A 24,588-nucleotide genomic window follows, 5' to 3' on the forward strand; every position below is an offset into this window, starting at 1 on the left:
TCTTTTTTCAGTGTCTATAAAATGGGGGCTTGACCATTTCACCAAGGGGTCCTTTTATTATAATCTTGGGCAATTAGTAGAGAAAAAGTATATTATAAAAGTTGATCAAAGAGATAACACCAGAGAAACGCATAATTATAACATCACTGAATTAGGGGAAAAAGAGTTTGAAAAGTTGATGTTCAAATATGGGTCTAAGACAGACTATATAAATCTATCTTTTTATGTAGCTATGCTATTTTCAGATGAATATAAGAAAGAAGAACTATCTAAATTAATTGAATTACAAATTGAACAAACTAAAAATAAGATTTCTTTACTGCAGCTTTCTATTGAGAACGATGAAAATATCAGTTCTAATTTTAAAAAAATGTTAGAGAATTCACTATCTCATCATTTAGTAAATGTTCAATGGTTTGAAGGTTTGCTTGAAGATATAAAAAAAGAAAACTGATCAGAACATGATCTTATAAGAACCCGCGCCCGCGCGGGTTTTGTATTTTGTTTACAAGTTTTAACCAAGGTGCCCCAGTATTAGCGTAACTACATACTAACGGTACCTGTAAAAAACATTTTGACATATCTAACAGGTACCGTTAAAATAAAAACCAACAGGTACCATCACAAAGATCAACAGGTACCATACAAACTTTATGGAGGATCCAATATGGACATGAATACTGAATTATACGAAAAACTCGCGAAACTGCAATGGCTGCTGCAACGCCAACACTTAAAAACACACGCTGCTGTTGGCCCTATGGCCGACACATCCCGCGGGCAAGGCAGGATACTGGCATTTCTCCGGATGAAAGATGGTATCAGCACCAAAGATTTATCCTATATGCTGGACATCCGTGTATCATCTCTCAATGAATTACTTGCAAAATTGGAGAAAGCCGAATATATCACCCGTAAGCCATCAGAAACAGACAAGCGCATCATGTTGATTTACTTAACCCAAAAAGGACAAGAAGAAGAGGGACAAGAGTTAGACAGCGTTAATATATTTTCTCGCCTATCACCAGAAGAACAGGTTGCTTTCGGGGATTACTTAACCCGCGTCATCACGGCGTTAGAAGAAGAACTTGGAACGGATGGAGAACGCGATGTAATGGCTATGTGGATGGAGGCCGCAAAGGAGCGTATGGGAACAGAGGAATTTGAAAAACTAATGGCCATGCGCGGACAAATGCATAGAATGTGGGGAAATTCTAGAGACGAACGCTTTAACGGAAGATTCCCTGGATTTGGCAGGGAAGGGCATAGTGACATGCGCGGATTCGGTTGGCCATCCAAAGATGGAACGAATTCGTCACCAGACAAGTCACAGGACCCGGACGATAAGTAAACAGAGTCTTTTAAACAAACAGTAGCTATTGCGCTGCCTTTCCTTAAGAGAAGGAGGAACGTCAAAGGCAGCGCAATGACATGCTTTTAAAGAAATTAAGATCAGTCCAATCCGGCAAACCAAACCTGAAAACTCGTCGTTATGGTACGGGTTTGTTTGTTGCCGTGTCACGGTTTATATTGGATTAATAGTTAGAATTCTAAGTAATTTTAAAATAAAATAAAGAAAGATAGTGGTGACCGATATGGACGCAGAAAACCTTCATTACTTTGAAAAAGCACCTGTCGCAAAAGCCGTAGCTCACTTCGCAGTACCGATGATGCTAGGCATGTCGATGAGTGTCATATACTCCATCTTGAATGCCTATTTCCTTGGTACACTGGGCAATACTGCGATGTTAACCGCACTCGCACTAACTTTACCGTTATTCGCAGCCATTATGGCGCTAGGTAACTTGATTGGCATTGGCAGCAGTGCATTTATCTCCCGTTTGCTCGGAGAGAAAAAATATGATGATGTAAAGCATGTATCTTCATTCGCCTTTTACAGCAGTTTAGTTCTCGGACTTATTTTAATGGCTGGCGGTATCCCGTTGATCGATCCAATCGTTCATGGCTTGGGAGCGACGCCTGACTCCTTCGGTTTCACGAAAGACTATGTCACGATAATGCTTATTGGTTCACCGTTTGTCGTATTATTCTTCACGCTGGAGAATATCGTGCGCTCGGAAGGTTCAGCAATCACATCGATGATCGGTATGCTTCTCAGTGTTGTTGTGAATATTATTCTCGATGCTCTAGTCATCTTCGTCTTCCATTGGGACGTGATCGGCGTTGCGTCTGCTACGGTCATTTCTAACTTGGTTGCAAGTGCATTCTACGCCTTCCATATGGGATATAAGAGCCAATTCTTGACCATCTCCGTAAAATGGTTCAAAGCTAACAAAGAAATTCTCAGCAATGTATTCAAAATCGGAGTTCCCGTCTTCGTTATGAGTATCTTTATGGGTGCAATGTCGCTCATCTTTAATCGTTTTCTGGTCGAATATGGGGAGCAGGCTATAGCAGCATTCGGGATTTCATCACGTTTATTGCAATTTCCTGAGGTTATTCTGATGGGTTTATGCGAGGGAGTCGTGCCGCTAATTGCCTTCTCTTTTACAGCAAATAAATTACGCATGAAGCATACCATTACATTCACAATCAAAGCAACTGTGGTGTTAGCCGCCGTATTCGGCGTCATTGTCTATCTGATTTCCGATCACTTAATTAGCTTATTCACGAATGACCCTCAATTAATTGAAATGGGTAGCTACATTCTTCATGTGACGTTTTTATCCCTGTTCATTTCAGGAACGACCGCGTTGTTTACGGGGATTTTCCAAGCAACAGCGCAAGGAACCGCCGCATTTATTATGTCAGTTATTCAAGGTATTACTCTGATTCCAGTGTTGTATATCGCTAATCGAATGAACGGTTTCCATGGAGTGGTCTGGTCGCTCGTCATTTCGGATGCCGTAGCATTTCTTGTTGGTGCCATCATGCTGTATATTTTGCGGAACAAATTGCAGCCGGATTTAGATACTTTAGTACAGTAGAATTCTGAGCCTTAAGTTGATATTTTACGTTCATTAAAAAAAACCTTGATTCAGCAAGGTTTTTTTTGGTGTAGTAGGCTTACAATCTCCGCAAAAACACGCACGATGATGTAGCCAGTTAAGAGTCAGCACTTAGCCGCGTTTGAAGCTACAGTTAAATCTTAATGCTGACTTCTCCACTTGAAAGATATTCCTCGTCACCATTCTCATATCTGACTTTCATATGGCAATCGTTATCGATATCCATTGCTATTGCTTTACGTTGTTCATTATTCTTAATCACTGTTACGGGTTTGCCAAGTGAAATTAACCGTTTTCTATATTCGGAAAGAAACAATCTTTCCGTTAAATGCTCATAGAATCCCATAAAATTGTTTAGTACTTCTGCTACCAGTCGGTTACGGAGATCACCATTAGGTTTATTTTCAGAAGTTACAGTTGTTGCAATCTCGGTAAGATCATTAGGAAAGCCATCAGAAGGTAGCGCTACATTGATACCAATGCCCAGAACAGCATAATCAAGCCAACCGTTTTCCAGTGACACGGATGCTTCGGTAAGGATCCCGCATACCTTTTTACCTTCCATGAAAACGTCATTCACCCATTTAATCTGTGCTTCTTTACCTGATATACTCTCGATGGAAAGGGCAACAGCAACAGCGGCACAAGTAGTCAGCAGAGCGGAATCCGTTGCTGATAGCTTGGGACGCAGCAGGATACTCATATAGATCCCTGTTCCCGGTGGAGAAAAGAATTTACGGCCCATTCTCCCGCGACCTGCTGTCTGTTCTTCCGATAGGATCACCTTCCCCTCAGCTTCTCCACTTGAGGCAAGGTTTTTTAAGGCTTCGTTCGTTGAAGACAATGTCTTAAAGACCTCAACACGTAACTTTTGCCCCTGTGTATCCAGGTACTTTGAAATTGCACTGGCAGACAAGATATCCGTTTGAGGGGACATGGAATAGCCTTTATTGGTTACAGCTTGTATGGAATAACCGTCTGTCTGTAGCGATTTTATGGCTTTCCAGACCGCGCTGCGCGTCACGGATAACTGAACGGCTATTTCCTCACCGGAAAAAAATTCACCTTTATTACTATCAAGCAAGGCAAGAATATGTTCTTTTACTGTCATGAACTTAAACCTCCAAAAGTATAACTCTCCGACCAAAATCCATTGAGTAATTTATCATTCAACGATTGCGACTGAATACTCTAATTCTATATAACAATAGGAAAAACTCAAGCGCGGTATTTCACTCCATTGTAAACCTTTAATAACATTTTGGTTTACAATCGAAGCTATCTCCATTATAATTCAGCTTACTGGACGTATTTACTAACCAGAATAAACTTATTTTTATCCAATGGAGGTCAATTTTTTTGAAGACAAAAGAACTTATTTATGCTGCATTATTCGCAGCACTTATCGCGGTGCTGGGCATGATTCCACCCATCCCCCTTGGTTTCATCCCTGTTCCGATTACTGCCCAGACGCTTGGCGTCATGTTGGCTGGATGTTTTCTGGGGAAACGGATGGGAGCTCTCAGCCTAATCATTTTCATCATTCTAGTAGCCATTGGGCTTCCTGTATTGACCGGAGGTCGTGGCGGAATCGCGGTGCTCGTTGGACCTTCTGCAGGATACATAATTAGCTTTCCGATCGCGGCCGGCCTTATAGGCTGGTATTCTGAAAAAATCTGGCCGAAGGTCCGAACTTGGAAGCTGATAGCGATCAACGTGATTTTTGGTGTATTGCTAGTGAGCCTGATTGGTGCCCCCATCATGGCATTGATTACAAATACGTCGATATGGGCCGGACTTACCGGAGCGCTAGCCTTTCTTCCGGGAGACATCATCAAAGCCGTTATTGCAGCCGTTATAACGATGCAGCTTAAAGCAATCAGTCCTATAGAAGAAAAAGCACAGATGTGAATTAATGTGAAACTCGGGTAAATGTAACCCGAGTTTTTTTTATTTATACTATAAAAATTAAAATGAAATTGAACTAGGGTGGAGAAAAAATGGATAAGGGATTTAATTTAGCCAACCAACTATTAACGCTGCTTGATACGGAACAAAGATGGTTTACCTTAGCCGAAGTTGAAAAAAGTTTAGGCATTTCAGATAAGACCATACGTAAGATGGTGGAGGAAATCAGCAAGCAGCTACCACCAACAGTGACCATTGAAGTTTCTAGAGGAAAGGGAATCGTTCTTCAACGTGATGGGCGAAGTACGATTAGTGAAGTGATTTCTTCTATGTTCAGACAAACCATTTTTTATCGGCTGATGGATTTATTGTTTACGAATGTGGGTCGACTTTCCGTGGAGGAGCTCGCTGAAGCTCTGTTTATGAGTACGTCTTCTTTAAAAAAGTTAATTGTGGAATTAAATAATAATGATCTAAAAGCGTATAAGTTACGCATTAGTTACTCTACACCTGTGATCAAAGGAAATGAAATGAATATCCGATATTTTTATTGGAAGTTATATTGTGATGCGTATGAGTTCACTGGATGGCCCTTTGCGAATGTCGAATTTGCTTATATAAATCAGTTGATCACAAATATAGAGAATGAGAATAACATTGTATATTTTATCAATTCCAAAAGGAAATTGTCTTTTTTGTTGGCCATTGTAATAGAAAGAGCTGCTAAAGGAAATTGTGTAACCATCGACGAAAATGCATACCCCTGGGAAAAGGGAATGTTTTATATACCAGTGAGAGCCATATCAGAGCGTCTTGAAAAAAAGCTGTCCATCGAATTTCCAAAGAGTGAAATATTCTTTATGCAATCCATGGTTAGTCTCAGCCAATATCATTATTATGAAGGGTCAGAGATCACTCCGATTAAAGAAGTCGAATTACATAAGGATAAAGAAGAATATCAAATGGGTAATCTGCTTCTAATGTTATTGGCAAAGGTATACCCGAACTTAGATATGCAAGAACGATTTATATTGGAGATTTACGGGTTCTTTGACAAGCTATTAATCGAAAATGCAATTCCGGAATGGATGATGATTTCAAAAAGTCATTTAACAACTTATGTAGAGCAGGAGTGCCAGCAGATATATCAAGAATTGCAAACCTGTATGCAAACGTGGAATAAAACTTACCCTTCCATTCTGTTTAATCATTTTCATTTAACAAAGCTAACCTTAATAGTTCGTTCGAGTTTACGTTACAAAAGTAAAAGGGCTTTCTTAGTGATCGGGGAAGAATTCTCGATTCGTCATTACATAGCGGATTTGATAAAGAAGGAGATAGGGGATCAGTTAATCCTAAATACTTCCATAATGAAAGGGCTAACCGACGAGATCATGCAGCAAAATAATATTGATCTTGTCATTAGTAATATCCCGGTGGCGCTAAAGACAGTGCCGGTTGTTATTATTTCTACGATCCCATCAAAAAGAGATTTGGACAATATTCGTAAAGAACTACTTTTATAATTTGACCAATTATTTTCCGTAAGCTCCGTAAGTTTTTGGTCTAGTTTGTAATGTTAAAAAACCTTATGCTCAATCTAGTTTCGAAACTGATTTTACTTGACGGTATGTGGAAAGCGATTTCGGTAAACCTCAGTTTACAATTAAAAGTTGGAGGAAGAACTATGAGTAGGCATTTAGGTGCAAATAAGGGAGAAATAGCAGAGCGCGTTTTGCTCCCAGGAGATCCTTTACGTGCAAAATTTGTAGCAGAACACTTTTTAGAGGAGGCTAATTGTTATAACGAAGTAAGAGGGATGTATGGATACACTGGATTATACAAGGGTATACCGGTGTCGGTTCAGGGGACAGGAATGGGAAATCCATCGATGAGTATCTATGCTACAGAATTGATCGTCGATTATGAAGTTAAGAAATTGATTCGCATTGGTACATGCGGCGCGATGCAGGAAAACATCAATATCCGAGATATTATATTAGCCCAAGCGGTGTCTTCAGACAGTAATATGACGGAGAAGATCTTCCATGGCTGTAATTTCGCACCTACGGCAGATTTCTCATTGTTAATAAAAGCATATCAACAAGCACAAGCTAAAAATGCAAATGTCTTTGTTGGTAACATCTATAATTCTGACGAATTCTATCGTGAGAGCTTAGATCGACTTCACAAGTTTATGGATTTCGGGGTTTTAGCGGTAGAAATGGAAAGCACAGCCCTATACACTTTAGCGGCAAAATATGGTGTAAAAGCGTTATCGATTTTGACAGTCGGCAGTCAATTGTTAAGACAGGAACACCTGACTCATAAAGAAAGTGAACAATCCTTTTATGAAATGGTCGAAATAGCTCTTAATACAGTCATTGATGGCTGATTAATTAATAAGAGCAGTGTTGTTAGAGAAGAGAGTGAGAAAGAAATGAAGGGAATACTGTCAGGATTGCAGTGGATGATTTTTATGATCGCTGGTGCAATTGCTGCACCCATTGCTATCGCAGATTTATATAACTTAACACCCATAGAGACTTCTGGACTTATCCAGAGCACAATGATTACTTTAGGGATAGCTGGATTTTTACAAGGCCTGATGGGGCATAAATTCCCTATTCACGAAGGTCCGGCAGGGTTATGGTGGAGCATTTTTACGATTTACGCAAGTTTAGTAGGGGGACTTTATTCTTCTAACAATGGTGCTTTACAAGCTTTAAGTGGGGCAATGATCATTAGCGGTGTGTTATTTATCCTAATTTCGGCATTTAAGCTAATGGATAAAATCGCTCGTCTATTTACTCCCACCATCACTTTTATTTATTTACTTTTATTGATCTTTCAATTAAGTGGATCTTTTATGAAAGGGATGATGGGGATTACCATAGCCCACACCACGTTAGATGTTAAAGTATTCATCCTGAGTGTGATTGTGGTTTGCATTACCTTTTGGTTAGGAAAAAGTCGCTTTGTAGTACTCAGCCAGTTTTCAATAATTTTCAGTATATTGATAGGCTGCCTATTATTTATTATCTGCGGTATTATACCGGTGTTTTCTCATGCGGATACTTTGTTTAAGCTACCGAAAATATTCCCATTTGGCAGACCTCAATTCGATGCCGGGACCATCACTACTGCATTTTTATTAACGCTGTTATTAATAACCAATGCAGTTGCGTCCATCCGTTTGATGGAGACCGTTATGAAACAAAAGCAAGTGGATCATCGTCGTTATTTGCGCGCCGGGTTTACTTCTGGAATTACACATCTTATTAGTGGCGGTTTAGGAGCGGTCGGCTCTGTCCCTATCTCGGGAGCGGCGGGATATGTTGAACAAACAGGGATGAAGGAGCGCAGATCATTTTTAATTGGATGCTGCTTAGTGATCTCAATATCCTTATTTCCGCCAATGATGAATGTTATATCAGCAATTCCAGCTCCCATAGGCTATTCCGTTACCTTCGTCATTTTTGTGAAGATGGTCGGACTAGCGCTAAAGGAATTGAAGAAGGTCATTCATGAAGAACGAACTTTTATCGTTAGTGGAGTTTCCCTTTTAGTGGGTGTGGGTCTAATGTTTATCCCTTCATCAGCTACAGCCCATTTATCTCCGATCGTGATAGCCATTTTAAATAATGGATTAATCTGCGGAAGTCTATTGGCGATTATTTTGGAACAAGGGTTAATGTGGAAAGATACATTTCGAAATGAGGATTCCAAGAAAATCAACCGATAATTTGGAGGGTTAAAAATGCACTATCTAATTTCTGTTGCCGGTTTAGTTATTGTTCTATTACTGGCATGGCTTGGAAGTAACAATAAGAAAAAGATTAAATATCGTCCAATCATTGTAATGATCGCTATTCAAATAGGCTTGGGATTAATTATCCTAAAAACGAGTATAGGCGAATTCTTAATTAAAGGCTTTGCTGATAGTTTTGCAAAATTACTTGGCTACGCCAATGAAGGTATTGACTTTGTATTTGGCGGGATTGCAAATGAAGGGGCGCATACATTTTTCCTTTATGTTTTGATGCCAATTGTTTTTATGTCAGCATTAATAGGGATTTTGCAACATTATAAAATATTGCCATTCATTATAAAGTATATTGGTTTGGTACTGAGTAAAATAAATGGCATGGGCAAATTGGAATCCTATAATGCAGTTGCAGCTGCAATTGTAGGACAAAATGAAGTGTTTATTTCGGTGAAAAACCAACTGGGATTATTGCCAAAACATCGCTTGTATACATTATGTGCGTCCGCAATGTCGACGGTATCCATGTCAATCGTTGGTTCATATATGACGATGCTAGAACCTCGATATGTAGTAGCTGCATTAATATTAAACCTTTTCGGTGGATTTATCATTTCATCCATCATTAATCCATATGAAGTTACACCTGAAGAAGATATTGTTGAAGTTCAGGTAGCGGAAAAACAAACGTTTTTTGAAATGCTGGGCGAATATATTATGGATGGCTTCAAGGTAGCCATAGTAGTTGGAGTAATGTTGGTTGGTTTTGTGGGAATCATTGCTCTAATTAACGGGGTCTTCAGCGGAGTATTCGGTATTTCGTTTCAAGGAATTTTAGGGTATGTCTTTGCACCAATCGCCTTTCTTATCGGTGTGCCTTGGCATGAAGCAGTTGATACAGGAAGTATTATGGCGACAAAGCTTGTTGCGAATGAATTCGTTGCTATGCTTGACTTTGTTAAGATCCAAGACGGTTTAAGCGGACGTACTACAGCTATTGTCTCCGTTTTTCTAATCTCATTTGCTAACTTCGGGTCCATTGGTACCATTGTGGGTGCTGTGAAGGGATTGAATGAAAAACAAGGGAATATCGTAGCTAGATTTGGATTAAAGCTGTTATTCGGTGCCACACTTGTAAGCGTTTTATCTGCTTTGATTATCGGTATCATATTCTAGTTGAATCAAGGAGTATTAACATGAAACAAACACCCCGTTTTAAGCGTGTTTTCGTCATCGTTATGGATTCTGTAGGTATTGGTGAAGCTCCAGATGCTGAAAAGTTTGGGGATACAGGATCACATACATTACGGCATATTGCGGAAAAAATGAATGGACTACATGTTCCTGTGTTATCCAAGTTAGGGTTAAGTCATATTGACCAAATACCCGGAGTTCCCAAGGTAGATCAGCCTTTAGCTTATTGGTCAAAAATGCGAGAGGCTTCAAATGGAAAGGATACGATGACAGGCCATTGGGAAATCATGGGTTTGCGAATTGAGGTTCCTTTTAAAGTGTTTCCTGAAGGATTTCCATATGAATTAATTAATGAATTAGAAGAAAGAACGGGAAGAAAGGTAATTGGGAATAAACCCGCTAGCGGTACTGCTATTCTCGATGAGCTTGGACAAGAGCATATGGACACCGGTGCACTCATTGTCTATACATCAGCAGACTCAGTGATTCAAATTGCCGCTCATGAAGAGGTTATTCCTTTGGAAGAACTGTATCAAATCTGTGAGATTGCCAGAGAGATTACTTTACGCGAGGACTACATGTTAGGTAGAGTGATCGCAAGACCGTTCCTCGGACAGCCCGGAAATTTCAAAAGAACATCGAACCGCCATGATTATGCCTTGAAGCCTTATGGAAGAACCGTGATGAATGAGCTCAAGGATGCTGGGTTAGATGTACTAGCGATTGGCAAAATCTCAGATATATATGATGGAGAAGGTGTCACCAAGTCTTTGCGCACAGTGTCTAACATGGATGGCATGGATAAACTCATGGAGACCATTCATAGTGATTTCACAGGACTTAGCTTCTTGAATCTTGTTGATTTTGATGCTCTTTATGGTCATCGCAGAGATCCGATCGGGTACGGGAAAGCACTAGAAGAATTTGACGAACGATTGACGGAAGTTCTCGCGGAGCTGAGTGAAGATGATCTTCTTATGATTACGGCAGATCATGGCAATGATCCCGTTCATACTGGTACAGATCACACCCGTGAATATGTGCCTTTACTCATCTACAGTAAGCGTTTCAATCAACAATGTGAGCTTCCTGTATGTAAGACATTTTCGGATATTGGAGCAACCATTGCAGAAAATTTTGGTGTAGCCCTGCCACAATTTGGACAGAGCCTCCTCCAGGAACTTAAATAAAACTAAATTTATTATGAAGCAGGATACCTAACTTATATTTCGTAAAAAGGTATCCTGTTCGTCTTTTTAACTGGACATCTACGTATACAAAAAGTCGCTAAGAAAGCGGCTTTTTTTTGTTGTGATTTTGAACAAGTATTTAGATGGGAAATAAATGAAAAAGAATAATTGATTATCAAATGGTTAATAAAAGATAAACCATCAGGCAATACCCTTTTCCAATGAATCGTAGTTAAGAGTATCAGTCTAAATGTTCTTGTCACTTCTTTTGCTCACGGCTTAGATAATTATTAGTATTGACAACCTGTATATACAGGTTTAAACTGTGGATGTGTTTGAACTTGTATATACAGGTTTAATATTTGACATACAGTAATTCATTTGGAGGTGTTCAACTTGAGTCAGTTCCAGAATTCAGAATGGTGGCGCCGGTCCACGGTGTATCAGGTGTACCCAAAGAGCTTTAAGGACACTACAGGCAACGGAACAGGAGATATTAAAGGACTTATTGAAAAGTTAGATTATTTACAGACCCTTGGAATTGATATTGTCTGGTTACAGCCGGTCTATGTTTCGCCGCAACATGATAACGGTTACGATGTTGCGGATTATGAAAATATTAACCCGGATTTTGGAACGATGGAGGATTTCGACGAGTTAGTACAGGAATTGCATAGACGCGGAATGAAGCTAATGATCGATATCGTGGTTAACCATACTTCAACAGAACATGAGTGGTTCAAACAATCCATTTCAAGCAGGAACAATCCCTACCGTGATTACTATATCTGGAAGGACCCAGCTCCGGACGGAGGCTTACCCAACAACTGGCAGTCGAAGTTCGGAGGCCCTGCCTGGCAGTTCGATGAAGCTTCGGGACAATATTATCTAACTCTCTTCGATAAAACCCAAGCGGATCTGAATTGGGAGAACGAGAAGGTCCTTAGAGCAGTGAATGATATGATGCTATTCTGGGCTAAAAAGGGTGTCGACGGCTTCCGCATGGACGTAATTAACTTAATTTCCAAGGATCAGCGCTTCCCTAATGATGACGGAAGTGTTCCGCCGGGGGATGGACGAAAGTTCTATACTGACGGTCCACGTGTTCATGAATACATCAAAGCGATGTATGAAGAGGTATTTGGTCCGTATGAGATGGTGACTGTAGGAGAGATGTCCTCAACTACACTGGAGCATTGCATCAAGTACTCGAACCCTGAAGAACGGGAATTTTCCATGACGTTCAATTTTCATCATTTAAAAGTCGATTATCCGAATGGACAGAAGTGGGAGCTAATGCCCTATGATTTTGAGGCGATGAAACGGTTGTTCACGCAGTGGCAGACTGAAATGCAGAAAGGCCGGGGCTGGAACGCATTATTTTTTAACAATCACGATCAACCGCGTGCCCTCTCCCGATTCACTGATGATAAGGTCTACCGGGTGGAGAGCGCCAAGCTGCTCGCGACAACGCTGCATGGACTTCAAGGGACACCTTATGTCTATCAGGGGGAAGAAATCGGTATGCCAAATCCGGTATGGAATAGTATCGATGAGTTCCGTGATATCGAGTCACTGAATATGTTCCGCATATTGTGCGAACAAGGGAAAAGCCCTGAGGTTGCCTTGAGTATTCTTCAGGAACGTTCACGGGATAATTCAAGAACGCCGATGCAGTGGGATGACAGCCGAAATGCCGGATTCACCACCGGTACTCCATGGCTGAAAGTTGATGAACGGTATCCGGACATCAATGTGCAGAAGGAGCTAGCCAATCCCAAATCCATCTTCCATCATTACCGCAAGCTAATTGCGTTACGCAAAGAGTATGGGATATTTATAGACGGTGTATTCAAGAGACTCGATGAAGCACACCCTGAAGTATTCGCTTACGCTAGAACAGGAGATGGGGAAGCGCTTGTCGTGGTCTCAAACTTCAGCAGTAAACGGATTACCTTCCGCTTTGAAGACGGTCACTGGTCCGAATTGTCATCGAGGGGCAGGGACGAACTCCTGATTGGGAACACAACAGATACACCTGCTTTAACACAAGAGCTTCAGCTTAGTCCTTATGCTTCCTACATGTGGTTAATCCGCTAACGAGGTGTACTTGAGAAGGAGCACAAATCAATTATGTAAGGAGTGAAAATATGGCTATAGACCGCAAAAATGTTGAGGATATTGTACGGGCAATTGGGGGCAAGGAGAATATAGAGGTTGCGACACATTGTGTAACCCGGCTGAGATTCTCGCTGTATGATGAGAGCAAGGTGGATTCGAAAGCCTTGGACCGCAACGAACTAGTAAAGGGACAATTTTCTAGCCAAGGGCAGTTTCAGATCGTTATCGGACCGGGAACTGTAGATAAAGTATACGATGAAATGATTCAGATCACAGGCGGTTCTCGTTCTTCCAAAGATGAAGTGAAATCCGCGGCTGCCCGAAAACAGAATCCGCTGCAGCGTGCGATCAAGACGCTGGCTGATATATTTATTCCTATTCTACCGGCTATCGTAACCGCAGGTTTGCTGCTAGGGATCAATAATATTTTGACCGGACCTGGTATCTTCTTTGATAATCAGTCGCTGGTGGATGTCTATCCCGCATGGAAAGACATTGCTGCGATTATTAATACGATTGCCAGCACAGCTTTTACCTTTTTACCAGCACTTATCGGTTGGGCAGCTGTTACACGGTTCGGTGGCAGTCCTCTGCTCGGGATTGTTTTGGGTCTCATTCTAGTGCACCCGGATCTATTAAGTGCCTATAACTATGCAAGTGCTTCCACTGAGGGAACTGTTCCAACCTGGAATTTGTTCGGTTGGCATTTGGAGAAGATCGGTTATCAGGGACAAGTATTGCCTGTGCTGGTTTCGGCCTATATTCTGGCAAGGCTGGAGAAGTTCCTCAACCGCCGGGTGCATGATTCCATTAAACTGCTGGTTGTTGCGCCAGTGACTTTACTGATTACAGGTTTTCTGGCCTTCACCATTATCGGACCGGTTACTTTTGGCATTGCCAATGCCATCACCTCCGGCCTGATCTTTGTATTTGATCATTTTGCACTTCTTGGTGGCTTGATTTACGGCGGATTCTATGCGCTTCTGGTCATCACTGGTATGCATCATACCTTCTTGGCGGTTGATGTGCAGCTCATCGGCAGCGAGGGCGGCACTTTCCTCTGGCCGATGTTAGCGTTATCCAATATTGCACAAGGTGCAGCGGCACTGGCAATGATGTTCGTAGTCAGAGAACAGAAGGCAAAAGGCTTAGCGGCTACATCTTCCGTCTCTGCATTCCTCGGCGTGACGGAGCCGGCGATCTTCGGAGTGAATATCCGCTATCGTTATCCTTTCATCTTCGGGATGATCGGCTCAGGGATTGCAGGTATGCTTCTTACCGTTAATCAGGTTCGCGCTTCTTCCATTGGCGTAGGCGGGATTCCCGGCTTTCTTTCGATATTCCCGAACCAGTGGGGCGTGTTCTTCATTGGCATGCTTATTGTTCTCATTGTGCCATTTGTCGCCACTGTATTGTATGGCCGTTCTGTGGTGGGGCGTTCCGAAAAGAACTCAGCTACAAAGGTTACTAGTACTGTGAGCGAGACAGACAATTTGCACAGCCGCCCTATAGTTCAAGAGTCACAGGACTCCGTGAATATTCTGGAGCTTATCTCTCCGCTCAGTGGAACTGCAGTACCATTGGAACAAGTTCCCGATCCCGCCTTTGCCGAGAAGCAAATGGGCGATGGCATTGCAATCGAACCTTCTGAGGGTAAAGTATATGCTCCCTTTGATGCTACAGTAGCTCATGTGATCAAGAGCAAACATGCGCTTATATTGGAGCATGCCAGTGGTGTACAGGTACTCATCCACGTGGGAATTAATACCGTGTCACTTAAAGGTAGCGGATTTACCACCTTTAAGAATATTGGAGACAAGGTGCAGGCAGGTGAGCTTCTGCTGGAATTTGATATGGAAGCTATCCGTGCAGCAGGTTACCCGTTGATTACTCCAATCATCATTCCAGTAGGTCAGGAAATGATCGAGAAGATTGAAGAGAAGACAGGACCAGCTACGGCTAAACAAACAAGTATCTTGACTGTTCATCTCAAGGGTTGATAAATGTTATATTGGCAAAGACTTTATACTATAGAAAGACAGCCCCCAGGGGCTGTCTTTCTATAAATTTATATGTTCCACGGTATATAATCCTCTTATATTACTTCGTGAAACGGTTTCGTCTTTAAAGGACGACAAAGTCGTTTCTTCTTGTGTGCCGTATTCCAATTGAATCGATGCTTCCAAAGGCATGACGTGATACAATAAAGGGCGGTGATCAAAATTGAGAGAAAATAAATATTTGCAAATTTATAATGTGTACAGCAACCAAATTCATTCTGGACAACTGCTGCCGGGAACCAAGCTGCCTTCCGAAAGTGAACTTGCTGAAGCTTACAGCACTTCACGAGAAACCGTTCGCAAAGCACTGAACCTCTTGTTCCGTGAAGGATACATTCACAAAATCAAGGGCAGAGGCTCCTTTGTGCTTGACATGACGAGAATGGATTTCCCCATTACCGGTTTGATTTCATTTAAAGAGATGTCCGATACACTGGGTACTGCCTCACGGACACTGGTAGAGCGGACAATAAGTGAGCCGGCAGGGGCCGCGCTCGCCAGACATCTACAGATTCCGCCTGAAACCCTGGTTTGGAAAGTAATTCGTGCCAGAGAGATTGAAGGAGATCGGATCATTTTGGATAAGGATTATTTCCGAGCGGATATTGTTCCATTCTTAAACGAGGAAATCGCGGAAGGCTCACTCTATGAATATTTGGAGCAGAAGTTGGGACTTAAGATCAGTTATGCGAAGAAGCTGATATCCGTTGAGCCCTCAACCGAGGAGGATCATCGATTACTCGATTTGAAGGGCTTCTCACATATTGTAGTAGTCCGAAACTATGTTTATCTGGAGAATACAGTGCTTTTCCAATATACCGAGTCTAGACACCGGTTGGACAAATTTCAGTTCGTTGATTTTGCCCGAAGGGTGATACGGTAAGCTTAAGAGGGGTATTCCAATTAGGGGTACGCCTTTTTTTGCGCGGAGTTTTTTTAAATTGGTATTAATGTAATTAATTGATGATTCATTTAAAGCTGTCTTTCCAAGTTCCAGTTATTCATGTGGTAAAATTAGGATAATTGAATCTTGGGAGGAGAGTACATTGAGACTCGAACTTGTTATAATCATTTTTCTACTGTTCTTAAATATTCCGGTATATAAGGTATTGTTTCGCGTGTTCTTTGCGGATAATGATGATTATAACGAAACAGTTAGACATACTTTTACACCTAACATCATTTCATTATTCCGAGGAGAGTATTGGAAGGATAGATTGAATACGGCAAGACTTCAGTTTTTTATAATGATTTGCGTCGGGATCGTTGTTTTAGAATATCTTGTTTTGACTAAAATAATTGATATTTTTCGTTAAATAGATCTTAGTTTTGAAACTTCTACTTAGGGTGAGTAGGAGTTTTTTCAGTTATAAAATAGGAATTTGAATTTTTTGCATAAGCACCGCTCAATTATGGAAAACTTCTGTAGTGCGAATAAACAGCATAATTCCATTTTGGGAGGATAGCATTATGACAAATCTGGATCCGCAGGAGCTTCTAAAAAGTAAACATAAGCTAGATGAGCAAAAAAGGCAGTTCACAAATTTTGCTCGAAGTGCTTCCGGCCATGGTGAAGTAGAAGCAGGCCAGGAATTCAGTAATGACCGAGTGCCTGACGATCAAAACCGCATGAAGTCTGTTGAGAATAGACAAGATTGATCTTAAGAAACCTTTAAAAATAAGCCGATCCTTTCTGGATCGGCTTAGCAGATGATTATTACGTTGTAATGTATTGTTTCAATAAGTATTGAATACCCGAAGAAATGAATTGTAGTCACGGACATAAATATGGACACTTTGAGTTTGTGTTGAGAAGGTTTATGTTTGGGAGTAAATCAAAAGCCATATAGAAATAGATTTCGGAAGAAATAAAGATTAAGAATCATAATCATGCAGATTTCTTTGGAATTGAATAAAAAATAATTTTCTTTTCTTGTTTGTCAATTTGATAATGTAAACCCAGACTCTTGGCGATAAGAGAGATCGGTAAATATATTCGGTCATTTATTATTGTTGGAGCCACAGCGAGTTTCACTTTTAAGCCATCATCTCCATATCCTTGTTCTGTGTATGGATTCATACCTTTAAGGTAAGCCGTTGTATTGCCTATTTCAAATTCTAATTTGGTATAACCATCTGTCACTATAATCAATTTGGTATTTTCCTGAGGTTTAATTTTAAAGTGATAAGCATTAAAGAAAGGTGCAGCGGGCAGCAGTGTAGTATTTGACTCATTAACAGCAGTTATATCTCCCGAAATCCTCTGTTTTTTAATGAAGATTTGGTAGTCGACTTCATCTGCAGGAGCTGCTGCTGCAGTTAGAATTGCAAGTGACAAAACAAAGATTGTATTCATTATGAATCTCATTTTCATAGTTGTTCTCCCTGTTACAAATTAGTTATCCTTTTTACCCATATTTTAACACTATTCTGGCTAGTAATCATTTACAAGTATTTTGCGAAGAGGAGCTCAAATAAATATCTCGACTGTTATTGATAATGGTTATCATTTATGATTATCATTAGAAAGATAACGGAGGGGCAATCATTATGCACAAAAGCAATCAAATATTTCTTTGGGATCAAGCGACGGTCAAGTTAATGGACGTACGCCATATTGAAATGGTGCAAGGCGAAATACTTCAAAAATATAAGATTCCAGCCAACATATTTTTACTATCGGTACATGGAAGTGCTCAAGTTCAGTTAGATCGGTCTGAATTTTCTTTTACAGGATATCAATTTTTGCATAGCGGAAAAGGGGCGACCCTCAATATTGTTCCAACAAGCGAAAAATTTGTTTACTATATCATTTATTACCGTGCATGGATTCATGAAGAGGATCTCTTCCAATCACAATATTGTTTTACCCCTGATGCACCCATTTTACTTTATAACAAAATTCAAATGATGTATCAAAAATGGAACGAGCAAGAAGAGAGACTCAACGTAAAATCACTTTTTTATCAATTCATTCATCAGCAATTAACAGAGTTACATAGAAAAGAGACTGAGGTGAAACAAACAAGTGTAGCAGTCCAAGTAATCACCTATATCCAGGAGTACTACGCGGAGCCTATCACATTAGATTCTCTTGCGGAAGTATTTAATTTTAGTGCTTATCATTTGTCATCATTGTTTAAAGAGTACACAGGTATGAGTCCGATTGATTACTTAATTTGGTTTAGGCTTGATCTTGCAGCAAAGCTTTTATTGACAACAGATGCTTCTGTGGGGGAAATTTCAGCAAGCGTTGGTTATAAAGACGTTTATTATTTCAGCCGAATTTTCAAGAAAAGAAAAGGAGCTTCACCTGCACATTTTAGAACAAGAGAGTTACAGCGACATAAAGTTGCTGAAAATCCATCAAACTTCCCCACATCCTCTATTTTTGAACACATCGTTCAACAGTATATTAATAATGATAATCATTATCATAATACGGATAAAGGGGAATTACATATGTTTAAAATGACAAAATCTCAGACGACGGCAGCTTTGCTGCTTTGCGGTTCTCTATTATTAAGTGCTTGCTCCAGCGGGACGGGCACAGCTGCGAAGGAGCAAAGTGCAGGGAATGGAAACGTAAATCAAACAAAATCAGAAGAAATTTTGAAAACCCGAATAGTATCAACACCTAAGGGAGATGTAGAAGTACCCGCAGAGCCGAAAAGAGTGGCATCTGATCAATATATGGGACATTTATTGAAATTAGGTATAGTTCCAATCGGTGTAAGAACGTTTATGCTGGATGAAGGTTGGATGGAAAAGGCAGACATTCCCAAAGAAACGATCGAGAAAATTGAAGATTTAGGCAATTTCCCTTTAAACCTGGAAAAATTAACGATGCTAGATCCGGACTTAATTATCGGCTCAATCGATGAGAATATAGAACAATATGAGAAAATTGGAACGACTGTTTTTCTGCCTTATTGGGAGGGGTTAACAACAGCAGGGCCGCTTGATAAGTTTAGGAGTGTAAGCAAGATTTTTGGAAAAGAAAAAGAAGCAGAAGAATGGATTACGGAATACGAACAGAAAGTAGCTGAAGCAAAGTCAAAACTATCCGGGGTGATCAAGGAAGGGGAGACCGTCTCGGTTGTTTCATTTTCAGAAAAAGCAGTATACGTCTTAGCGGCAAAGGGCGGAAACTATGGATCTTCGACTATCTACAATATGCTACAGCTGCCTCCAACAGAAAATGCAAAAAATATGGCGGAAGGGTTTGAATCGATTTCACTTGAAGTTCTTCCAGAATACTTAGGTGATTATGTTTTTGTATATAACGGCGATGCTGATGCAACCAAAAAAGCAATGGAAAGTAACATTTGGAAAGGCATACCTGCAGTGAAAAATGGCAAAGTTTATTTATATGGTGATAACTATCATGATGAATTCGTAATGGAGGACCCATTTTCATTAGAGCTTCAACTTGATACAATTGTGAATTTATTACTTGGCACTACTTAATAGTTTAATAGATGCGGAGTGCCATATGGAAGGCGTGGTCGACATCATCCTATTAAAAATTCCGAGTGCAGCTTTCAAATGAAGATTCTAATCAATGGATATTAATGACATTGACATCCAAAGGTTTTTCTAAAATAATAGAATGTAATTAAATACTGGTACCTTTAATTCAGTCCAGAGAGGCTGACAAGGACAGCGGATTTTTATAATCAGCTAAGAATCAGGGCATATTCCGTCAAGGGATGCTCTGTGTCTTCGCGCGGGTTATGATGAACTAAAGAGGCTACTTGTCAGATTGATTTGACGAGTAGCCTCTTTTGTTTCTGCTTTTTTGGTATCAGGACACTTTATATGGGGGTATTCTGATGAGTAAACAAGATCAAGAGTTTTCGTGGCAAGCGGTGCCGAAAACGCAGAGAAATCATTTTGGGAAGACGTTTTCCGTCATGTTGGCGTTCACTTTCTTTTCCGCAAGCATGTTGGCAGGAGGAACGTTAGGGGTCAGCTTGACATTCATGGAGTTCATTGGAATCGTGCTTGCCGGTAATCTGGCACTCGGCATCTATACGGGAGCACTGGCACATATCGCTGCCAAAACAGGTCTTTCCACGCATTTGCTTGCAAAATATGCGTTCGGTGAAAAAGGATCGTACCTTCCTTCTTTCCTACTTGGCTTCACACAGGTAGGATGGTTCGGTGTCGGTGTAGCCATGTTCGCGGTACCGGTCGCCAGAGCGATGGACTGGAATGTGTACCTTTTGATCTTCGTGTTTGGTCTCGCAATGACGGCATCAGCCATCTTCGGCATGAAGTCGCTCGTCATTCTGGGTTATATAGCAGTTCCGGCCATTGCAATTCTCGGTGGTTACTCCGTGTTCGAAGGAGTTAACACGCTGGGTGGTCTGCAAGGGTTGCTCGATTACTCACCAACAGAGTCGCTTACCGCAGCAGCAGCATTGACCATTTGTATCGGGTCATTCATTAGCGGCGGAACGCTGACGCCCGATTTTGCCCGGTTTGCAAGGACGTCCCGGCAGGCGGTTACAGCCACTGTCATTTCGTTCTTTCTTGGGAACTCTCTTATGTTCCTATTCGGCGCAGTCGGCGCAATGGCTTACAATCTAGCTGATATCTCTGAGGTCATGTTCTTGCAAGGACTGCTCATTCCTGCAATCATCGTTCTGGGGCTGAACATCTGGACGACCAACGATAATGCACTTTACGCTTCCGGGCTGGGCTTTGCCAATATCACTAAAATATCGAAAAAGTTTTTCGTTATTGTGAACGGCATCGTAGGTACAGTATTTGCCATGTGGATGTACAACAACTTCGTCGGTTTCTTGAATGTGCTGGGCGCAGCGATACCATCCATCGGAGCTATCATCATCGCAGACTATTTTATTGTGAAGCGCAGAAACTATAAACCATTTGCGGACATGACTTTCAAGAATGTAAACTGGATAGCGATGGTGGCATGGGCTATCGGTGTGGCCTTTGCCCAGCTGGCTCCAGGAATAACACCACTCAATGCACTTATCGGAACAGCGGTTGTATATACCGTGTTGATGCTGATCGTTTCTGCGAGAAAATCCAAAGAAAAGGGGAATTTAAATGATTATACAAAACGCAAAATTGCGGGGTAAAGAAGGTTTATGGAATATTGTAGTGAAAGATGGGAAGTTTGAGCTTATCACACAGTCACTGGAATCAACTGCGAATGAGGAAGTAATTGACGTTAACGGCTCACTTGTGCTGCCGCCGTTCATTGAACCTCATATTCACTTGGATACAACGTTAACAGCTGGTGAGCCGGAATGGAATTTGAGCGGAACACTATTTGAAGGCATTCAGCGTTGGTCAGAACGTAAAGCCTTCCTGACGCACGAAGACGTTAAAACACGCTCTAAAACTGCACTGAAGTGGCAGATCGCGCAGGGTATCCAGCATGTAAGAACACATGTAGACGTCACCGATCCAAGCTTGACCGCCGTTAAAGCGATGCTTGAAGTGAAAGAAGAAATGGCACCATTCATTGACATCCAGCTTGTCGCTTTTCCACAGGAAGGTATTCACTCCTACCCGAATGGCGTAGAATTACTAGAAGAGTCGCTGAAAATGGGCGTTGATGTGGTGGGTGGTATCCCACACTTCGAATTTACAAGAGAATATGGCGTCGATTCGATGAAGGTTGTGTTTGACCTCGCTGAAAAGTACGACCGCCTGATCGACATCCATTGCGACGAAATCGATGACGAGCAATCCCGTTTCTTAGAAGTTGTAGCCAAAGAAGCCTACGAACGCGGGCTTGGCTCCCGCACGACAGCAAGCCACACAACGGCGATGGGTTCATACAATGATGCCTATACGTACAAATTGTTCAGATTACTGAAGATGGCTGACCTAAATTTCGTCTCCAATCCTCTGGTTAACATCCATCTGCAGGGACGCTTTGACACTTATCCGAAAAGAAGAGGATTAACTCGCGTCAAAGAACTGCTGGAAGCCGGACTTAATGTATGCTTCGGTCACGATGATATCTTTGATCCATGGTATCCGCTAGGTACAGGCAACATGCTTCAGGTGCTCCACATGGGCATTCATGCTTCTCAGTTGCTCGGATACGACCAAATTGTAAATTCAATCGATCTTATTACGAAAAATAGCGCAAGAACGTTGAATATCGAGGATAAGTATGGCATTGAAGAAGGTAAACCTGCCAACTTCATCGTTCTTGAAGCAGAGAACGAGTATGAGACCATTCGTAAACAGGCCGGAGTTCTTTATTCATTCAGAGCTGGGCGTAAAATCGCGGAAACAAAGCCGCGGGACACTTCGATCATTCTTGAGAACGGTTCGGAGAAGATTAATTTCAATAAATAATGGAATGAAGCATGCGCTGCATCAAGCAAAGCCTGCTTTTTAGCCAAAAGTCCCCTCATGTTAGACAGGGCTATAAGAGATCACGTGATCGTGAACTCTTCCTGTATACATGAGGGGATTTTTTTGATTCTTGTATTTCGGCACAATAAATTTGCTATAAGTACATTGCAAAGAGAAAAAAGTGTGGAATTTTATAAATATTGGTTGTTATATTCGTTTTTCAGTGAAACTACGGATGATACACTTAAGTAAGCGCTTTCTATTAATGGGATGGAAGAAAGGAGTAAAAAATACTTGAATTAATTTTATTACTAAGTACAAAAACAGGAGGTTATGAAGTAAATGATGACTAAAAAGCTAAGGCCACTTACGATTGCTCTGCTGTTGTTTGTTCAATCGGTTCCTATGGAGATTAGCGCCGCGGCCACGGTATCTGCAGTAAAAAATGATATAACGAATACTAGCCTTTCTGCGAAAGTCGGTGATTTAGGTCAGATAGAAGAACTGTATATCAATAATAACCCTACCAATAAAAACGGAGAGCCTATCAATTTTGTTCTGCCTAACGACACAATCCCTCAAAACAATATCCAGCACCAATGGATGGGCGAAATGATTTTTTCTTATCGTACTGGTGACAGTGAACAATTCCCTGACAACAGAGAGGGCTTTCTAGAGGTAGATACCAATAAAACGCTTGCGGCCGGCGGATCAACAAAATACTCCGATATCAATCCTAATAATCCCTATATTGCGAAAACAGCCTCAGGAGACGGTAAGAAAGTGGAAGTCAACTTTATCGGACAGAACCTGGACTCCACAGCCCAGCGCGTAATGAAAGGTTTTGACGTGAAGTCCGTATTTGATATGGATACCCAAGACGGTTCGATGCTGTGGGAAATCACCGTGAAAAACAAAAGCGGAAAATATATTGAATTCGGTGATATCGGTTTGCCCATGCCTTGGAATAACAAATACCAGACTTTATCTGATACCTATGACGACCGTGTAACCGTGCATAATTTTGCCGGCGCCGACAGCGGGTATGCCTATGCTATACAGCATGTAATTTCCTTCGCCGCTGGTGCGGCAGTCGGTACAAAAGAAGGCACATATACGGTCGAGCTCATTGCCAATGACGGACAGAAAACGGGTTCCGGCCAAGTAACCTTTCAACTGGCAGCAACTCCTGAGAAACTGCCGCCGGAAATTGGCCAAGTGACTGTAACTCAGGATGTTACGAATAACAGTAATCTGGTATTATCCGGCGAGGCAATACCTGATCCAGTGCACAGTGCGGTATTTGAACCTACTTTGTCGTATGCATGGACCGTTAAGCAAAAGCCTGATGGTGCTGGAGAGATTACTTTTGTAGGAGGAGACAAAGCAACGGCATATGCGCGCGTCAGTAAGGCAGGCACCTATGTGTTTACCTTCACAGCGGCAGACGAAGATAAGAAGGATAGTAAGGATGTAACGATTGAGCTTAAAGAAGACACCAACGACACTTACCGGGCAATTAGCTTAGTGACAAAGAAAGAAATATCCCCGATACTTCCCGCCCAGGTGAATATTCTATCAGATTACGGATTCATGGAGAGGGAGACTAAGTGGGATGTAATTGATCCTGACAGCTATGCGAATACAGGTGAATTCGAAGCTAGAGGGACAGTCAAAGACAGCGATCTAGAAGTACGAACCACTGTATATGTCGTAAATGCAGGGCTGCAAAACGCAGCGCTGACAGCCACCCCGTCTGCTAGCTTCTCCGGCGGTGACGGTTATCCAGAAGCAATGAATAACGGCACCTGAGCCCTAAAGGCGAGACAACGAGAGCAGAAGCTGCACAGGTTCTGTATAATATTTATTTACATCAATGAAGATAAAAGGGATTTAACAATGAAATGGCTGTCCAATAAGTTCTAAAATGAAAAAGGTACGGAAAACGTGATGTTTTTCCGTACCTTTTTTCTATTGCAGTTCTTTCCGAATAATAAGAACGATATTCCTGTTTGAACGCTTAGGACGTC

20 protein-coding genes are annotated in these 24,588 nt (G+C 41.4%); 18 read left to right on the forward strand and 2 right to left on the reverse strand.

Annotated elements, in window-relative coordinates; translation table 11 throughout:
- Positions 1-10: 10 nt before the first annotated feature.
- From R50345_RS15155 to R50345_RS15165, 3 genes are all read left to right on the forward strand, one after another.
- Positions 11-454, forward strand: a complete 444-nt coding sequence (locus R50345_RS15155; protein ID WP_042127851.1) for a helix-turn-helix transcriptional regulator — start codon at positions 11-13, stop codon at positions 452-454.
- 213 nt (positions 455-667) lie between these two features.
- Positions 668-1,351, forward strand: a complete 684-nt coding sequence (locus tag R50345_RS15160; protein ID WP_052414608.1) for a MarR family winged helix-turn-helix transcriptional regulator — start codon at positions 668-670, stop codon at positions 1,349-1,351.
- Positions 1,352-1,595: 244 nt separating this feature from the next.
- Positions 1,596-2,948: an MATE family efflux transporter gene (locus tag R50345_RS15165; protein ID WP_042127853.1), complete on the forward strand. Its 1,353-nt coding sequence runs from the start codon at positions 1,596-1,598 to the stop codon at positions 2,946-2,948.
- A 154-nt stretch (positions 2,949-3,102) separates the two neighbouring features.
- On the opposite strand, the gene R50345_RS15170 is transcribed toward R50345_RS15165, so the two are convergent.
- On the reverse strand, positions 3,103-4,080 hold the full coding sequence (locus R50345_RS15170) for a biotin--[acetyl-CoA-carboxylase] ligase (protein WP_042127855.1): 978 nt from the start codon (positions 4,078-4,080) through the stop codon (positions 3,103-3,105).
- A gap of 248 nt (positions 4,081-4,328) precedes the next feature.
- On the opposite strand from R50345_RS15170, the gene R50345_RS15175 reads away from it, so the two are divergent.
- The 11 genes from R50345_RS15175 to R50345_RS15225 all read left to right on the forward strand — a co-directional run bounded on the left by R50345_RS15175 (position 4,329) and on the right by R50345_RS15225 (position 16,867).
- Positions 4,329-4,880 (forward strand): biotin transporter BioY, encoded by a 552-nt coding sequence (locus R50345_RS15175; RefSeq protein WP_042127857.1) that lies wholly within the window; start codon positions 4,329-4,331, stop codon positions 4,878-4,880.
- Between the two features lie 89 nt (positions 4,881-4,969).
- A complete protein-coding gene (locus tag R50345_RS15180; protein WP_042127859.1) occupies positions 4,970-6,403 on the forward strand; it encodes an AcpB/EbpR/MafR family transcriptional regulator in 1,434 nt (477 codons plus the stop codon).
- A 161-nt stretch (positions 6,404-6,564) separates the two neighbouring features.
- Positions 6,565-7,272 (forward strand): purine-nucleoside phosphorylase, encoded by a 708-nt coding sequence (gene deoD, locus R50345_RS15185; RefSeq protein WP_042127861.1) that lies wholly within the window; start codon positions 6,565-6,567, stop codon positions 7,270-7,272.
- Positions 7,273-7,317: 45 nt separating this feature from the next.
- Positions 7,318-8,622 carry a purine/pyrimidine permease gene (locus tag R50345_RS15190; RefSeq protein ID WP_042127863.1) on the forward strand — a complete coding sequence of 435 codons (1,305 nt, stop codon included), beginning with the start codon at positions 7,318-7,320 and terminating at the stop codon, positions 8,620-8,622.
- Positions 8,623-8,637: 15 nt separating this feature from the next.
- The gene (locus R50345_RS15195; protein WP_042127865.1) at positions 8,638-9,819 is read left to right on the forward strand and encodes a NupC/NupG family nucleoside CNT transporter; all 1,182 of its coding nucleotides are present in this window, start codon (positions 8,638-8,640) and stop codon (positions 9,817-9,819) included.
- Between the two features lie 20 nt (positions 9,820-9,839).
- On the forward strand, positions 9,840-11,027 hold the full coding sequence (deoB, locus tag R50345_RS15200; RefSeq protein WP_042127866.1) for a phosphopentomutase: 1,188 nt from the start codon (positions 9,840-9,842) through the stop codon (positions 11,025-11,027).
- A gap of 396 nt (positions 11,028-11,423) precedes the next feature.
- Entirely contained in the window at positions 11,424-13,127 is a 1,704-nt protein-coding gene (gene treC, locus R50345_RS15205) for an alpha,alpha-phosphotrehalase (protein WP_156114802.1), read from the forward strand.
- A 50-nt stretch (positions 13,128-13,177) separates the two neighbouring features.
- Positions 13,178-15,148, forward strand: coding sequence for a PTS system trehalose-specific EIIBC component (gene treP, locus R50345_RS15210; RefSeq protein WP_042127870.1), 1,971 nt, complete (start codon positions 13,178-13,180; stop codon positions 15,146-15,148).
- Positions 15,149-15,371: 223 nt separating this feature from the next.
- Positions 15,372-16,091: a trehalose operon repressor gene (gene treR / locus R50345_RS15215; protein ID WP_042127872.1), complete on the forward strand. Its 720-nt coding sequence runs from the start codon at positions 15,372-15,374 to the stop codon at positions 16,089-16,091.
- A gap of 163 nt (positions 16,092-16,254) precedes the next feature.
- A complete protein-coding gene (locus R50345_RS15220; RefSeq protein ID WP_042127874.1) occupies positions 16,255-16,524 on the forward strand; it encodes a hypothetical protein in 270 nt (89 codons plus the stop codon).
- Between the two features lie 154 nt (positions 16,525-16,678).
- Positions 16,679-16,867 carry a hypothetical protein gene (locus R50345_RS15225; protein ID WP_042127876.1) on the forward strand — a complete coding sequence of 63 codons (189 nt, stop codon included), beginning with the start codon at positions 16,679-16,681 and terminating at the stop codon, positions 16,865-16,867.
- A gap of 229 nt (positions 16,868-17,096) precedes the next feature.
- On the opposite strand, the gene R50345_RS15230 is transcribed toward R50345_RS15225, so the two are convergent.
- Positions 17,097-17,582, reverse strand: a complete 486-nt coding sequence (locus tag R50345_RS15230; protein WP_042127878.1) for a copper amine oxidase N-terminal domain-containing protein — start codon at positions 17,580-17,582, stop codon at positions 17,097-17,099.
- Between the two features lie 176 nt (positions 17,583-17,758).
- Between R50345_RS15230 and R50345_RS15235 the strand changes: the two genes are divergently transcribed.
- From R50345_RS15235 to R50345_RS15250, 4 genes are all read left to right on the forward strand, one after another.
- Entirely contained in the window at positions 17,759-19,678 is a 1,920-nt protein-coding gene (locus R50345_RS15235) for an AraC family transcriptional regulator (protein ID WP_042127880.1), read from the forward strand.
- Positions 19,679-20,043: 365 nt separating this feature from the next.
- Complete coding sequence (codB, locus tag R50345_RS15240) at positions 20,044-21,321, forward strand: cytosine permease (protein WP_042127882.1); 1,278 nt, start codon at positions 20,044-20,046, stop codon at positions 21,319-21,321.
- Positions 21,290-22,558: a cytosine deaminase gene (locus R50345_RS15245; protein WP_042127884.1), complete on the forward strand. Its 1,269-nt coding sequence runs from the start codon at positions 21,290-21,292 to the stop codon at positions 22,556-22,558. The genes codB and R50345_RS15245 overlap by 32 nt, the downstream gene beginning before the upstream one ends.
- Positions 22,559-22,900: 342 nt before the next feature.
- Entirely contained in the window at positions 22,901-24,370 is a 1,470-nt protein-coding gene (locus R50345_RS15250) for a hypothetical protein (RefSeq protein ID WP_042127886.1), read from the forward strand.
- The last annotated feature ends 218 nt before the right edge of the window (positions 24,371-24,588 follow it).

The organism is Paenibacillus sp. FSL R5-0345 (assembly GCF_000758585.1).
GTDB lineage: Bacteria > Bacillota > Bacilli > Paenibacillales > Paenibacillaceae > Paenibacillus_AQ.

Excerpts from the sequence above, each read along its gene's own strand:
- R50345_RS15245 (WP_042127884.1), top strand. The coding sequence starts at position 21,290 with ATGATTATACAAAACGCAAAATTGCGGGGTAAAGAAGGTTTATGGAAT.
- treP (WP_042127870.1), top strand. The coding sequence starts at position 13,178 with ATGGCTATAGACCGCAAAAATGTTGAGGATATTGTACGGGCAATTGGG.
- R50345_RS15225 (WP_042127876.1), top strand. The coding sequence starts at position 16,679 with ATGACAAATCTGGATCCGCAGGAGCTTCTAAAAAGTAAACATAAGCTA.
- R50345_RS15180 (WP_042127859.1), top strand. The coding sequence starts at position 4,970 with ATGGATAAGGGATTTAATTTAGCCAACCAACTATTAACGCTGCTTGAT.
- R50345_RS15235 (WP_042127880.1), top strand. The coding sequence starts at position 17,759 with ATGCACAAAAGCAATCAAATATTTCTTTGGGATCAAGCGACGGTCAAG.
- R50345_RS15165 (WP_042127853.1), top strand. The coding sequence starts at position 1,596 with ATGGACGCAGAAAACCTTCATTACTTTGAAAAAGCACCTGTCGCAAAA.
- R50345_RS15250 (WP_042127886.1), top strand. The coding sequence starts at position 22,901 with ATGATGACTAAAAAGCTAAGGCCACTTACGATTGCTCTGCTGTTGTTT.
- R50345_RS15195 (WP_042127865.1), top strand. The coding sequence starts at position 8,638 with ATGCACTATCTAATTTCTGTTGCCGGTTTAGTTATTGTTCTATTACTG.
- R50345_RS15230 (WP_042127878.1), bottom strand. The coding sequence starts at position 17,582 with ATGAAAATGAGATTCATAATGAATACAATCTTTGTTTTGTCACTTGCA.
- R50345_RS15160 (WP_052414608.1), top strand. The coding sequence starts at position 668 with ATGGACATGAATACTGAATTATACGAAAAACTCGCGAAACTGCAATGG.
- deoB (WP_042127866.1), top strand. The coding sequence starts at position 9,840 with ATGAAACAAACACCCCGTTTTAAGCGTGTTTTCGTCATCGTTATGGAT.
- codB (WP_042127882.1), top strand. The coding sequence starts at position 20,044 with ATGAGTAAACAAGATCAAGAGTTTTCGTGGCAAGCGGTGCCGAAAACG.
- deoD (WP_042127861.1), top strand. The coding sequence starts at position 6,565 with ATGAGTAGGCATTTAGGTGCAAATAAGGGAGAAATAGCAGAGCGCGTT.
- R50345_RS15170 (WP_042127855.1), bottom strand. The coding sequence starts at position 4,080 with ATGACAGTAAAAGAACATATTCTTGCCTTGCTTGATAGTAATAAAGGT.
- R50345_RS15190 (WP_042127863.1), top strand. The coding sequence starts at position 7,318 with ATGAAGGGAATACTGTCAGGATTGCAGTGGATGATTTTTATGATCGCT.